Annotated in this window: 11 protein-coding genes; 2 read left to right on the top strand and 9 right to left on the bottom strand. The window is 65.7% G+C overall.

Annotation, left to right across the window (positions count from 1 at the left end; genetic code table 11):
• Window positions 1-131 precede the first annotated feature (131 nt).
• Complete coding sequence (locus SF06_RS13725; RefSeq protein ID WP_437123613.1) at window positions 132-1,241, bottom strand: patatin-like phospholipase family protein; 1,110 nt, start codon at window positions 1,239-1,241, stop codon at window positions 132-134.
• A gap of 108 nt (window positions 1,242-1,349) precedes the next feature.
• On the opposite strand from SF06_RS13725, the gene SF06_RS13730 reads away from it, so the two are divergent.
• Together SF06_RS13730 and SF06_RS13735 are read left to right on the top strand one after the other, a co-directional pair.
• The gene (locus SF06_RS13730; protein WP_039562111.1) at window positions 1,350-2,666 is read left to right on the top strand and encodes a Na+/H+ antiporter family protein; all 1,317 of its coding nucleotides are present in this window, start codon (window positions 1,350-1,352) and stop codon (window positions 2,664-2,666) included.
• 112 nt (window positions 2,667-2,778) lie between these two features.
• On the top strand, window positions 2,779-3,855 hold the full coding sequence (locus SF06_RS13735) for an AI-2E family transporter (protein ID WP_039562113.1): 1,077 nt from the start codon (window positions 2,779-2,781) through the stop codon (window positions 3,853-3,855).
• Here SF06_RS13735 and nuoN read toward each other — a convergent pair.
• From nuoN to nuoG, 8 genes are read right to left on the bottom strand one after another with little or no spacing between them, the layout of a single operon-like run.
• The gene (nuoN, locus tag SF06_RS13740) at window positions 3,837-5,297 is read right to left on the bottom strand and encodes an NADH-quinone oxidoreductase subunit NuoN (protein ID WP_039562114.1); all 1,461 of its coding nucleotides are present in this window, start codon (window positions 5,295-5,297) and stop codon (window positions 3,837-3,839) included. The two genes, SF06_RS13735 and nuoN, sit on opposite strands and share 19 nt — an antisense overlap.
• A 5-nt stretch (window positions 5,298-5,302) precedes the next feature.
• Window positions 5,303-6,832 (bottom strand): NADH-quinone oxidoreductase subunit M, encoded by a 1,530-nt coding sequence (nuoM, locus tag SF06_RS13745; protein WP_039562115.1) that lies wholly within the window; start codon window positions 6,830-6,832, stop codon window positions 5,303-5,305.
• Window positions 6,833-6,854: 22 nt separating this feature from the next.
• The gene (gene nuoL, locus SF06_RS13750) at window positions 6,855-8,699 is read right to left on the bottom strand and encodes an NADH-quinone oxidoreductase subunit L (protein WP_039562117.1); all 1,845 of its coding nucleotides are present in this window, start codon (window positions 8,697-8,699) and stop codon (window positions 6,855-6,857) included.
• Window positions 8,696-9,004, bottom strand: a complete 309-nt coding sequence (gene nuoK / locus SF06_RS13755) for an NADH-quinone oxidoreductase subunit NuoK (RefSeq protein ID WP_027590934.1) — start codon at window positions 9,002-9,004, stop codon at window positions 8,696-8,698. Before nuoK ends, nuoL begins: the two co-directional genes overlap by 4 nt.
• An 8-nt stretch (window positions 9,005-9,012) precedes the next feature.
• Complete coding sequence (gene nuoJ, locus SF06_RS13760; protein WP_027590933.1) at window positions 9,013-9,513, bottom strand: NADH-quinone oxidoreductase subunit J; 501 nt, start codon at window positions 9,511-9,513, stop codon at window positions 9,013-9,015.
• Between the two features lie 30 nt (window positions 9,514-9,543).
• On the bottom strand, window positions 9,544-10,092 hold the full coding sequence (nuoI, locus tag SF06_RS13765) for an NADH-quinone oxidoreductase subunit NuoI (RefSeq protein WP_027590932.1): 549 nt from the start codon (window positions 10,090-10,092) through the stop codon (window positions 9,544-9,546).
• A 12-nt stretch (window positions 10,093-10,104) separates the two neighbouring features.
• Window positions 10,105-11,097, bottom strand: coding sequence for an NADH-quinone oxidoreductase subunit NuoH (gene nuoH / locus SF06_RS13770; protein WP_039562120.1), 993 nt, complete (start codon window positions 11,095-11,097; stop codon window positions 10,105-10,107).
• Entirely contained in the window at window positions 11,094-13,796 is a 2,703-nt protein-coding gene (nuoG, locus tag SF06_RS13775; RefSeq protein ID WP_039562122.1) for an NADH-quinone oxidoreductase subunit NuoG, read from the bottom strand. Before nuoG ends, nuoH begins: the two co-directional genes overlap by 4 nt.
• Window positions 13,797-13,829 lie beyond the last annotated feature (33 nt).

The raw sequence follows: 13,829 nt of genomic DNA on the forward strand, positions 1-13,829 counted from the left end.
CCATGTGAGAGTAGGTCATCGTCAAGCACCTAAAACCAAAACCCCAATCCGCAACCGCGGGTTGGGGTTTTGTCTTTTTCTGCTTAGAAAACAGCGAACTGCAGCCGACACCTCGGCCGCAGTTCACATGATCAAAGCGGCTTCAGGCGCTCCGACAGCTTTCCGTTTTCCACGAGATCCAAGAACTCATCACCCAGCCGCTGGCTTTCTGCCATGGCCTGACGCCAATAGCGAGCACGACCTTCATCATTCCCAAGGTAACGTTTGAAGTCGGTTCGGTCAGGCAGTTTTCCGTGCGGGAGGCCATCGAGGTATTCGGCTGACGGCGACAGCAGTACCACGCGGGAGAGCCTTTGTTGGTTGGCCTTACGCCAAGGCATGCTCTTATCGAACCAGCCGGGGATGACGCGATGGGTGAAGTGCGGGTAAAGAACCAGTCCCGGCTCCTGGTAGGGCAGGTCGAGGTGATAATCCAGCAATCCGCCGTCACGATAGGTGCCTGGTCCCGCTCCCGGAATATCGCGAATGCCTTCCATGACCAGCGGGATGGAGCCGGAAGCCAGCAACGCGGCTCGCAGATTGAGCCGATCCATTGGGATGCAGCGCGAGGGAAAATCGCTCAGTTCTCCGAGCGGGGGTGCCTGCCGCGGGTCATGCATGACGATACGCTCGAAATGGCCTGCCAGGCGTCGTCGGCTCAGCAAATTGCTGGCGATCACGGAGGTCAGGCCAAGGGCAACCTGCAGTCGGCGCTCACCCGCGAGCAGGCCCTGACTGCGAACGACCATCACGGTGAGCCGATAATGCGCATTGTCGAGGATCGCGTCGTCCTGATCCTGCAGCAGTGCTTCGAGCATTTCGCGGCAACTGCGGGTTACTTCGGCGATGCTTGTCTTGCGACCGAAACGCAGGCTGGTGTAGAGCTCGCCGAGGCGGCGGAAACCCGCCACGGGATCGGGCAGGCAAGCGCTGGCGAAGCGCCATGAGCCAATGGATGCCCCGATCAGCGTCCGTACGCGAGGTGCGCGTGGCAACCAGTCACCGAAGAGCGCCAGGTCCAGGCCCTGAATGCCAAGGGCCTTGGGTCCGCCAGCCGCCCCTGGGAGGATGGCGACATCTTCAGGATTCAGGCCGCGCTCGCGGATGTGTGCAAGGGCGAGGGATCCAGCACGTATTTCCAAGGCTGGACGGGAGATATGGATACTGCTCACGGGACGTCCTTCTACAAGCGGCGAACGCATTATACGGGTGCATGCCGCAAGGGACAGCCGGAGCGCAGGAACGCTGGATTTTTCGGGCTTAGATGCGGAGAATGCGCGTTTTTTCGCGCGTATTCGCAGAGAACTCCTATGAATGCTGTAGTCGTAGCCGTTGGCCTCATGCTGATCCTCAGCCTGTGCCGCGTGCATGTGGTGATTGCCCTGATTGTCGGTGCGCTGGCGGGTGGTCTGTTGGGTGGCCTGGGGCTTGAGGGTTCACTGAGTGCGTTCAACAAGGGGCTGGGCGGCGGTGCGACCGTTGCGCTGTCCTATGCTTTGTTGGGTGCTTTTGCGGTGGCCATCGCCAAGTCCGGTCTGGCGCATGCCCTGGCCGACAAGGCGCTGATTCTGGTCGGCCAGCAGGCCAAGCGGGGGACCGGGCTGCTCAAGTGGGCCATGATCGGTTTGCTGATGAGTGTGGCGATTTCCTCCCAGAACATCCTGCCCATCCACATCGCCTTCATCCCATTGCTGGTGCCGCCTCTGCTGTATGTACTTAGCCAGCTGAAGATCGATCGGCGCCTGATCGCCTGTGTGCTGACCTTTGGCCTGGTGACGCCGTACATGTTCCTGCCGGTGGGGTTCGGCAGCATCTTCCTGAACGACATCCTGCTGGCCAACGTGGCGCGCGCCGGGGTGGATACCAGCGGTATCCAGGTCACCCAGGCCATGCTGATTCCAGCACTCGGCATGGTGAGCGGTCTTCTCATCGCCCTGTTCAGTTATCGCAAGGCGCGCAGCTACGACATGGAGCGGATCGAGCAGACCAAGCGAGTGGCTGTCCGTTACAGCCCCAAGAGCATGCTGGTCGCCGTGTTGGCGGTCGCCGCGGCGTTCGTTATTCAGCTGTGGCTGGATTCGATGATCATCGGAGCGCTGATCGGTTTCGTGATTTTCTCGGCGTCCGGCGTCGTGCGGTGGCGCGAGGCGGATGACCTGTTTACTGAAGGCATGAAGATGATGGCCATGATCGGCTTCATCATGATTGCAGCCGCCGGTTTTGCCGAGGTGATGCGCGAAACCGGGCAGGTCGGTGCGCTGGTTGAAGCGTCGGTGGCCTGGATCGGCAACAGCAAGGCGTTGGGTGCGCTGCTGATGCTGCTGGTGGGCTTGCTGGTGACCATGGGCATCGGCTCCTCGTTCTCCACGGTGCCGATCATCGCGGCCATCTTCGTTCCGCTGGGCGTCGAGCTGGGCTTCAGCCCGCTGGCCATCGTCAGCCTGGTCGGCACCGCCGGCGCGCTGGGTGACGCGGGTTCGCCCGCTTCCGACTCGACCCTCGGCCCGACTGCGGGCCTGAACGTCGACGGCCAGCACAACCATGTCTGGGATACGGTCGTACCCACCTTCCTGCATTACAACCTGCCGCTGCTGGCCTTCGGCTGGTTGGCGGCGATGGTGCTCTGAGCATCGCCTGATCTGCCCCCAGATGGAGCCTTCGGGCTCCATTTGACTTTCCGGGCCGCACTTACCGCCAGCGGGAATGCCTAAGCCAGGGGACGCCTCGACAGGGATACCCATGGCCAATCACCGACTCGAGAACAAGGTCTTTCTGGCCTTGCTGCTGCTGGTCTCCATCGCCTTCATCTGGATATTGCTGCCGTTCTACGGCGCGGTGTTCTGGGCCGTCATCCTGGCCATCATCTTTGCGCCCCTGCAGCGTCGGCTTACGCGCCGGATGCCCGGGCGGCCCAATCTGACGGCGACCATCACCCTGTGTGCCACGTTGCTGGTCGCCGTTCTGCCGGTCGGCATCATCGGAACATTATTGGTGCAGGAGGGCGCGAACCTGTACCAGCGAATCGAAAGCGGCCAGCTGGATCTGGGGGCCTACCTGGAGTGGATTCGCGAGCGGCTGCCTCCTTCCCTGCAGCAACAGTTGAACCGGTTGGGAGTCGGCGACTTCCAGGACCTGCGTGAGCGGCTGTCCGGCCTGTTGCTGCAGGGCAGCCAGTTCCTCGCGACACGGGCGTTCAGCTTTGGGCAGAGCACCTTTGAGTTCCTGGTGCGACTGGCTGTCATGCTCTATCTGCTGTTTTTTCTCATCCGTGACGGCTCCGCCATGGTGGCCCGGGTGCGTAACGCCTTGCCGCTGGCCGATGTGCAGAAGCACCGGCTGTTCACCAAGTTCACCCAAGTGGTGCGGGCCACGGTGAAGGGCAATCTGGTGGTGGCGATCACCCAGGGGACCCTGGGCGGGTTGATCTTCTGGTTCCTTGGCATCCCCAGTGTGCTGCTGTGGGCGGTAGTAATGAGCTTCCTTTCGCTGTTGCCGGCGGTGGGAGCCGCGTTGATCTGGACGCCGGTGGCCATTTATTACCTGCTCAGCGGGCAGATCTGGCAGGGGGTGTTGCTGACGCTATACGGAGTCGGGGTCATCGGTCTGGTGGACAACGTGCTGCGCCCGATCCTCGTTGGCAAGGACACCAAGATGCCCGATTACATGGTGCTGATTTCCACGCTGGGTGGCCTGGCGCTGTTTGGGCTCAACGGTTTCGTCATCGGTCCACTGGTGGCCGCGCTGTTCATGTCCACCTGGGGGTTATTCACCGAGCGGGAGGAAGCAGCCGTCGACGATCATAGGCCGGCTGCCTGAGCCAGTTGCAGCAGGGGTTGTGGGTAGATGCCCAGGAAAAAGGCGAGTGCGGTGATGGCCAGCAGCATGATGCCGCCGGCGCGCTGCGGCCAGTTGATCGGTGGCTCCCGGCGCATCAGGCCCGGCTCGACCAGGTACAGGGTGACCATGACCCGCAGGTAGTAGAACAGGCCGATGGCGCTGCCGATGATCAATGCGCCGATCAGCCACCAGAGCTGCGCCTGCACGCCGGTGGCGAGGATGTAGAACTTGCCGATGAAGCCGGCGGTCAGCGGTATGCCGGCCAGGGACAGCATCATCACCGTGAGTACCGCGGTCAGGTAGGGCCGCCGCCAGAACAGCCCGCGGTATTCGAACAGGGCATCCGCGTCGCGTCCCTTGAACGGGCTGGACATCAGCGCCACCACCCCGAAAGCGCCGAGCGTGGTCAGCACATAGGTGACCAGGTACACGGCGATGGCCTCGCCGGCCAGCCCGCTGCTGGCAATCAGGGCGATCAGCAGGTAGCCGAAGTGGGCGATGGAGGAATAGCCCAGCAGGCGCTTGAGGTTGTTCTGCTGCAGGGCGAGCAGGTTGCCGATCAGGATCGAGGCGATGGCGATCACCGATAGCGTGCTATCCAGCCAGCCGCCATAGGTGGCCGGCGATAGCTGATACAGGCGTACCAGCACCACGAACACGCCGACCTTACTGGCCGTGGCCAGGTAGGCGGCCACCGGTGCCGGCGCACCCTGGTAAACGTCGGGTGTCCAGAGGTGGAAGGGCACCAGGGAAAGCTTGAAACCCAGACCGACCAGTATCATGACCATGCCCGCCTGCACCAGCGGGGCAAATTCGCCGGTACCCAGGCTGATGCCGATTCCGACGAAGTCCAGGCTGCCCGACTCGGCATACAGCAACGCCATGCCGAACAGCAGGAAGGCACTGCCGGCGGCGGACAGGACCATGTACTTCAGGCCGGCTTCCAGGGAATGGCGATTGAAGAAGGCGTAAGCCGCCAGGCCGTAAACCGGCACCGACAGCAGTTCCAAACCGATGAGCAGCGCCGCCAGGTGCTGGCTGGTGACCAGCACGATGCCGCCGGAGGCGGACAGCAGCATCAGCAGGTAGAGCTCCTCGCGGTTGCCGGGGAAGCCGCCTTCGCCCGGCTTGCGACCCAGGTAGGCGTGGGCCAGGGTAATGCAGGTCAGCGTCGCGACGAGCAGCAGTGCCGTGTAGAAGTAGCCGAAGGCATCCATGCGCAGCAGCGCCGTCACGTCGAGGGGGGCGGCCTCCAGGGCCGGCTGGATCGACAGCAGCGCCAGCAGCAGGCCCGCCACCGAGGCGATATAGGCAATGCGGTGGTTGCGCTTCCAGGCGATCAGCAGCATCACCGCGATGGCGGTGCCGGTGGTGACCAGCAGGGGCAGCAGGGCGATGAAGTGGGCGAACGTCAGGTCCATGCGGGCTACCGGATCGAGGCGAATGGGGTGATGGCCGTGCCTAGCCACTGACGGATTCCCTGCGCGCTGGCCTGCGCGGTATCCAGCGCCGGCTGCGGGTAGATGCCCAGCAGCACCAGCAGCACGACCAGCGTCAGGACCATGCCGATCTCGCGGCCATCCAGGCCAGGCAGCGGCTCCGGGGAGCTGGCGGGCCCGAAGTAGGCACGATGGACCATGGCCAGCGAGTAGACCGAGGACAGCACGAGGCCGAAGGTGGCGATCACCACCACCCAGGGATGTGCAGCAAAGGCACCGAACAGCACCAGGAACTCACCGATGAAGTTGCCGGTGCCCGGCAAGCCGAGCGAGGCCACGGCGAAGAACAGGCTCAGGGGGGGCAGCCAGGGCAGGCGACGCCACAGGCCCCCCATCTGTCGCATGTCACGGGTATGCACACGCTCGTACAACTGACCGCACAAAATGAACAGCGCAGCGGCGGACAGGCCGTGGGCGAGCATGAGGATCACCGCACCCTGCAGGGCCAGCTCGCTGCCCGAATAGATGCCGATCAGCACGAAGCCCATGTGGGAAATACTCGAGTAGGCCACCAGGCGCTTGATATCGGTCTGCGCGAAGGCCAGCAGGGCGCCGTAGAAGATGCCGATCAGCCCCAGCGTCATGGCGATCGGCGCGAACTCCGCCGAGGCGTTGGGAAACAGCGGCAAGGCGAAGCGGATCATGCCGTAGGCGGCGGTCTTGAGCAGGATGCCGGCCAGGTCGACCGAACCGGCAGTGGGCGCCTGGGCATGGGCGTCGGGCAGCCAGGCGTGGAAGGGCACCAGCGGGAACTTCACCGCGAAGGCGATGAAGAAACCGAGCATCAGCAGGTATTCGATGCCGGGGGTGAGTTCGGTTTCCAGCAGCCGGGCGTAGTCGAAGGTAACCACGCCGCTGTTCAGGTAGTGCACCAGCACCAGGCCGAGAATGGCCACCAGCATGAGCAGGCCGCTGGCCTGGGTGTAGATGAAGAACTTGGTCGCGGCGGTGATCCGCGTCTTCTTGCCGTCGCCGCTATGCCCCCACAACGCGATGAGGAAGTACATCGGCACCAGCATCATTTCCCAGAAGAAAAAGAACAGGAACAGGTCCATGGCCAGGAACACGCCGACCACGCCTCCCAGGATCCACAGCAGGTTGAGGTGAAAGAAGCCGACATGCCGCTGGATCTCGTTCCACGAACACAACACCGACAGCACCCCGAGCAGCCCGGTCAGCACCACCATCAACAACGAGAGTCCATCCAGCGCCAGGTGCAGGTTGATGCCCAGGCGGGCGATCCACACCTGCCGGTACTCCATGGCCCAGACCCCGGCGTCAGCGGGAGAGGGGGCCAGGCGGTAGTCGCCCAGCAGCCACAGCCACAGGCCCAGCGCGAGCAGCAGCCCCATGGCGAACAGGGCGATCCAGCGCGGCAGCGTCTGGTTGACGCGCTCGACCAGCCAGCAGAGCAGACCGCCGAGAAAGGGAACCAGGATCAGCCAGGGAAGCATCACGGTGTCGAATCCTTGCGCACGTTCAAATCAGGACCAGGCCAAGCAGCAGCACGGCTCCACCCACCAGGGACAGCGCGTACCAGCGCAACTGGCCAGTCTGGGTCCGACTGGTAGCCCGGTGCCCAGCCTGCGCCAGCTTCGCCAGCAGGCCCATGCCGCGATCGATGGGATCGCGACCCAGCAGGCGGCACAGCAGCAGGTAGGGCCGCACGAACAGCCTGTCGTAGAGCCAGTCGAATCCCCAGGCGGCCCGCCACCAGGCATGCAGCAGCCGTCCCGGCGGGCTCTGCGCGAGCGCCGTGACCCGCGTGCGCTTGCCAAGGAACAGCCCGGCGGCGAGCAGGATGCCGGCGACGGCAATCGCCCCCGAGGTGATTTCCAGTGTCATGCGCCCCTCGTCCGTGGTCTGCCCGGCGCCCGGCGGCAATACATCGGCCAGCGGCGGGCTGATCCAGGCGCCGAGGAAGGTGGACAGCAGGATCAGCACGACCAGTGGCAGACCGTGGGCCAGGCCGCGTCCCGCGTGAGCCTCGATACGTGGTGAGCCGTGGAAGACGATGAAGATCAGTCGGAAGCAGTAGAGCGAGGTCAGCAAGGCGCCGACCAGGCCGGCGAACAGCAGTCCGAGATGGCCGCTGGCGAAGGCTTCCCAGAGAATCGCGTCCTTGGAATAGAAGCCGGCGGTGAGCAGCGGCAGGGCCGCCAGCGCCGCGCCCCCCACCAGGAAACTGACATAGGCCAGCGGCAGGCGGCGCCATAACCCGCCCATGCGGAAGATGTTCTGTTCGTGGTGGCAGGCGTTGATCACCGCGCCGGCGGCGAGGAACAGCAGGGCCTTGAAGAAGGCGTGGGTCATCAGGTGGAAGATCGCCGCACTCCAGGCGCCCACGCCCAGGGCGAGGAACATGTAGCCGATCTGGCTCATGGTCGAGTAGGCCAGGATGCGCTTGATGTCGGTCTGCGCCAGGGCGGCGAAGCCGGCCAGCAGCAGGGTCGTGGCGCCGATAAGGCCGACCAGCTGCAAGACCTCCGGCGCCAGCAGGAAAAGGCCGTGGGTGCGGGCGATCAGGTAGACGCCGGCGGTGACCATGGTAGCGGCGTGGATCAGCGCGGAAACCGGCGTCGGGCCGGCCATGGCATCGGCCAGCCAGGTCTGCAGCGGCAGTTGCGCGGACTTGCCGACCGCGCCGCCGAGCAGCGCCAGCGCCGCCAGGCTGATCCACGGGTCGCCCTCGGCGAATCGCTGCGGCGCCAGGGCGAGCAGCGCCTGGATGTTCAGGGTGTCGAGCTGCACGAACAGGATGAACAGGCCGAAGGCCATTAGCACGTCGCCGACCCGGGTGACGATGAAGGCCTTGAGGGCCGCGTTACCGTTGGCCCGCTCGTCGTAATAGAAGCCGATCAGCAGGTAGGAGCACAGGCCGACGCCCTCCCAGCCGAAGTACAGCAGCAGCAGGTTATCGCCCAGCACCAGCAGCAGCATGCTGAAGATGAACAGGTTGGTGTAGGCGAAGAAGCGCGAATAGCCCTCTTCGCCACGCATGTACCAGCTGGCGAACAGGTGGATCAGGAAGCCGACCCCGGTCACCACGCCCAGCATTGTCAAGGACAGGCCATCCAGATGCAGGCCGACGCTGGCCTGCAGGCCCGCCACGTCCAGCCATTGCCATAGGCGCTGGGTGTGGATGCCGCCCGCCGGCGGCGAGGTGACGAACTCTACGGCGACCCAGGCCGTGACCAGCGCCGCCAGACCCACCGAGCCGACCCCGATGACGGCGGCCAGGCGATCCGGCAGGCGTCCACGCGAGAAGGCCAGCAGCAGGTAGCCGAGCAGGGGAAAGAGGAAGGTCAGGGGCAGCAGGTTCATCCACGCATCTCGCTGGCGGCATCCACGCTGAGGGTGTCGAAGCGGCGGTACAGCTGCAGCAGGATGGCCAGGCCGATGGCTGCCTCGGCGGCGGCCAGGCTGATCACCAGAATGAACATGATCTGCCCGTCGGGCTGCGCCCAGCGGCTGCCGGCCACCACGAAGGCCAGGCCGCAGGCGTTCATCATGATTTCCAGACTCATCAGCACGAAGAGGATGTCGCGACGCACCATCAGGCCGACCAGACCCAGGCAGAAGATCAGCGCGGCGACGGCCAGGCCATGTTCAAGGGGGATCGCATCGATCATGGCGGTCACTCCGTGGCCTCGTGGCGTCCCAGGTGGTAGGCGGCCACCAGCGCCGCCAGCAGCAGCAGCGAGGCCAGTTCCACGGCCAGCAGGTAGGGGCCGAACAGCGCGATGCCGACAGCCTTGGACGGTACATCTTCCAGCCCGAGGGGCACCTGGCTGGGCGCGGCGAACAGCGCCCACATCAACTGGCCGAACAACAGCAGCGCCAGCAGCCCGGGGCCGATCCAGACTCCCGGGGTCAGCCAGCTGCGCTCCTGGCGCGCGGTCTCCGGGCCGAGGTTGAGCATCATCACTACGAACACGAACAGCACCAGGATCGCCCCGGCATACACGATGATTTCAAGCGCCCCGGCGAACGGCGCGCCGAGGCTGAAGAAGCACATGGCCACGGCCAGCAGCGAGGTGATCAGGTAGAGCAGGGCGTGCACCGGATTGCTGCCAGTGATCACTCGGAAGCTGGCCACCACGGCCACGCCGGCGGAGAGGTAGAAGGCATATTCCATGTCAGGGCCTCGGCGAAACAGGTTGGCGGGTCATGGCAGCAACCCCTTCACATCGATCGGCGGCGCCTCGTCCCGGGCGGCGCCCTTGGGCTTGCCGGCGATGGCCATGCCGGCCACCCGGTAGTAGTTGTAGTCCGGATACTTGCCGGGGCCGGCGATCAGCAGGTCCTCCTTTTCGTACACCAGCTCCTGGCGCCGGTACTCGCCCATCTCGAAATCCGGGGTGAGCTGGATCGCCGTGGTCGGACAGGCTTCCTCGCACAGGCCACAGAAGATGCAGCGCGAGAAATTGATGCGGAAGAACTCCGGATACCAGCGGCCGTCTTCCTGCTCGGCCTTCTGCAGGGAAATGCAGGCCACCGGACAGGCCACCGCGCAGAGGTTGCAGGCCACGCAGCGCTCTTCGCCGTCGGGGTCGCGGGTCAGCACGATGCGGCCCCGGTAGCGCGGCGGCAGGTACACCGGCTCTTCCGGGTACTGCAGGGTGTCGCGTGGGCGAAAGCCGTGGCCGAAGATCATCACCAGGCTGCGCAGCTGGGTGAAGGTGCCGTGCACCACCTCGCCGATGTATTTGAGCATGGCTTCTTCTCCTCAGCGGGCTGCCAGCACCAGGGCGCCGGTCACCAGCAGGTTGAGCAGGGTCAGCGGCAGGCAGAACTTCCAGCCGAAGGCCATTACCTGGTCGTAGCGTGGACGCGGCAGCGAGGCGCGCAGCAGGACGAAGAACATGATGAAAAACCCGGTCTTCAGCGCGAACCAGACGAACGACAGCCATGGCAGCGCATCGAGGAACGGGCCGTGCCAGCCGCCGAAGAACAGTGTGGTCAACAACGCCGAAATCAGGACGATGCCGATGTACTCGCCGACGAAGAACATGCCCCATTTCATGCCGGCGTATTCGATGTGGTAGCCGTCGGCCAGCTCCTGCTCGGCTTCCGGCTGGTCGAAGGGATGCCGGTGGGTCACCGCTACGCCGGCGATGAGGAAGGTACAGAAGCCCAGGAACTGCGGCAGGATGAACCACAGGTGCTGCTGCTGGTACGCGACGATGTCGCGCAGGTTGAACGAACCCGTCTGCGCCACCACGCCCATCAGCGACAGGCCGAGGAACACCTCGTAGGACACGGTCTGCGCCGAGGCGCGCAGCGCGCCGAGCAGGGCGTACTTGTTGTCGCTCGCCCAGCCGGCGAACAGCACCGCGTAGACGGTCAGCCCGGCCATGGCGAAGAAGAACAGGATGCCGATGTTGAGGTCCGCCACGCCCCAGGTGGGGGTGATGGGCACCACGGCGAAGGCCATCAGCAACGAACTCATGGCCACCACCGGGGCCAGGGTGAACACCAGGCGGTCGGCGAACGGCGGCGTCCAATCCTCCTTGAAGAACATCTTCAGCATGTCGGCGGCCAGCTGGAACATGCCGAACGGGCCGACGCGGTTGGGACCGTAGCGGTCCTGCCACCAGCCCAGCAGGCGACGCTCGATGAAGCTCAGCAGGGCGCCGGCGATCACCACCGCCAGCATGATCACCAGCGCCTTGATGACCGCGATGAGGATGTCGACCACTTCGGGCGTCAGCCAGCTCATGGCGCGGCCTCCAGATCCATGGCCAGGCTGTCGGCGCGCAGCGGCGGTATGCCCGGTAAACCGCTGGGCAGACCGAGCAGGCCCGGGGCCAGGTGGTCACTCAGGCGCAGCGTGAGGCGCAGCCGCTGGTCATCGATGCGCAGGGTCACCGGCATGCCCTCACGCAGGCCGCGTCGTGCGGCCTCCTCGTGGCCCAGCAACGCATAGGCATCGGGCATGCGCGCCTGGATCGGCGCGGCGCGGGCGCTCAGCTCCTCGCTGCCGAACAGGTAATGCAGTGGCACCACATGCAGCAGCCCCGGCCGGGGCTCGAACACGGGCGGCGGTGAGCGCCAGGCAAGGTCGCCACGCGGGCCGTCGAGCAGTCGCACGCCCGGATCGCCGGCGCGCAGGTGGCCGCCGACTTCATCCTGGAAGCGATTCCACGCCTGCGGCGAATTCCAGCCCGGGGACCAGGCGAACGGGATCTGCTGCCGGGGTTCGGCGCTGCCGGCATAGCCTTCCATGGAGAAGGCGAAGGCGCTGTCACGGTCCTGGGGCTGGCGCGGCTCGTGCACGTTGAGGTTGGCGCGCATGGCGGTGCGGCCGCTGTAGCGATGCGGTTCGCGGGCGAGCTTGAGGCCGCGAATGCGAAAGCTTGCCCGGGGCGCGGCATCGCGGATGCCGGCCAGCAGCGGGTGAGCGGCGGCGCAATCCTCGGTGGCCTGGTCCAGCTCGGTCCAGTCCACCGGGCGGCTCTGCAGGGTGCAGTGCAGGGCATGTAGCCAGCGCCAGCCCTCGCGGATACGGCACTCAGGGTCGTAATAATCCGGCTCGAAGACCTGGAAGAAGCGCTGCGCGCGGCCTTCCTGGCTGACCAGGGTGCCGTCGGCCTCGGCGAAGCTGGCGGCGGGCAGCAGCAGGTGGGCGCGCGTGGCGGTGGCGGTCAACTGATGGTCGAGGACGACCAGTGTGGCCTGCTCCAGAGCGGCATCGATGTGCTGGGCGTCGGTGCGGCGGTACAGATCGTTCTCCAGCACCACAGCGGCCTGTGCTTCGCCACGCTGCAGGGCCTGCAGCGCGTCCTCCAGGGGGCTGCCGCCGAGCAGGCTCAGGCCGAGGCTGTTGGCTTCCGGCACTACCAGGCTGAGCGATGCGTTCTTCCGGCGATTCTTCAGCGCCTGGGCGATGTTGCCCACGGCGTCGAGCAACGCGGGCTCGCCCAGCGAGGTGCCGCCGATCAGCAGCGGCCGGCGGGCGGTCAGCAGGGCGGCGGCGATGCGCTCGGCATCCTCCCGGGTTGCTGGCTCCAGCCCCTCGACCGCCGGGGACTGCGGATCGATGGCGTGTGCCACGGCGAAGCCCAGGCGCGCCAGATCGCGCGGTGCAGCCCGGTGGCAATGCTCGGCCAGATCATCCAGGCGGGTGTGCTCCAGGCTGGCGATGAACAGCGGATTCAGCGCCCGCTGGGCGACGTTCTGCACGGCGGCCTGATGCCAGTCCGGGACCTGCAGCGCGGCGGCCATTTCCCCGGCCTTGCCGTGGGCGGCCTGGCGCACCGCCAGGGCCAGGCGGGCGGCGGTCTGGGTCAGGTCCTCGCCGAGAATGAACACCGCGTCGTGGCGTTCGATGTCGCGCATCGAGGCCACCGGCAACGGGCCCTTGTGCAGCAGGTCGCGGACGCGGTTCAGGCCGTCCAGCTCGGCGGCGCTCACCCCGCTGCAGAAATGTCGCTCGCCGACCAGCGTGCGCAGGGCGTGGTTGCTTTCCAGGCTGGCGCGCGGCGAGCCGATGCCGATCACCCGCTTGCCGCGCAGCAGTTCGGCGGCTTTGTCCAGTGCGGCATCAATGCCCAGCATGGCGTCCGCGCAGCGGGGCTGGCGCGGGCGGTCCGGGCGATTGACGAAGCCGTAGCCGAAGCGGCCGCGGTCGCAGAGGAAGTAGTGGTTGATCTCGCCGTGGTAGCGGTTCTCGATGCGGCGGATTTCCCCGTAGCGTTCGCCGGGGCTGATGTTGCAGCCGGCCGCGCAGCCGTGGCAGATGCCGGGTGCGTACTGCATGTCCCACTTGCGGGTGTAGCGCTCGGAGTGGGTTCGGTCGGTAAATACCCCGGTCGGGCAGACCTCGGTGAGGTTGCCGGCGAACTCGCTGTCCAGCGGGCCGTCCTCGACGCGGCCGAAGTACAGGTTGTCATGGGCGCCGAACACGCCCAGGTCGGTGCCGCCGGCGTAGTCGTTGTAGTAGCGCACGCAGCGGTAACAGGCGATGCAACGGTTCATCTCGTGGCCGATGAACGGTCCGAGGTCCTGGTTTGCGTGGGTGCGCTTGCTGAAGCGGTAGCGGCGCCGGCTGTGGCCGGTCATCACCGTCATGTCCTGCAGATGGCAATGCCCGCCTTCCTCGCATACCGGGCAGTCGTGCGGGTGGTTGATCATCAGCCACTCGACGACGCTGGCGCGGAACGCGCGGGCTTCCTCGTCGGCGATGGAGATCCAGGTGTTGTCGCTGGCCGGCGTCATGCAGGACATCACCAGCCGGCCCCGGGTATCGTGCTCGTCGCGGAACTGCTTCACCGCGCACTGGCGGCAGGCGCCGACGCTACCCAACGCCGGATGCCAGCAGAAGTAGGGAATGTCGAGGCCGAGCGACAGGCAGGCGTGCAGGAGGTTGTCCGCCCCGTCGACCTCGTATGCCTGTCCGTCTACATGAATGGTGGCCATGCTGCTGTCCTTCCTGTCCGCCGCAGCGGGGTT

The organism is Pseudomonas flexibilis, from assembly GCF_000802425.1.
Taxonomy (GTDB): Bacteria; Pseudomonadota; Gammaproteobacteria; order Pseudomonadales; family Pseudomonadaceae; genus Serpens; species Serpens flexibilis.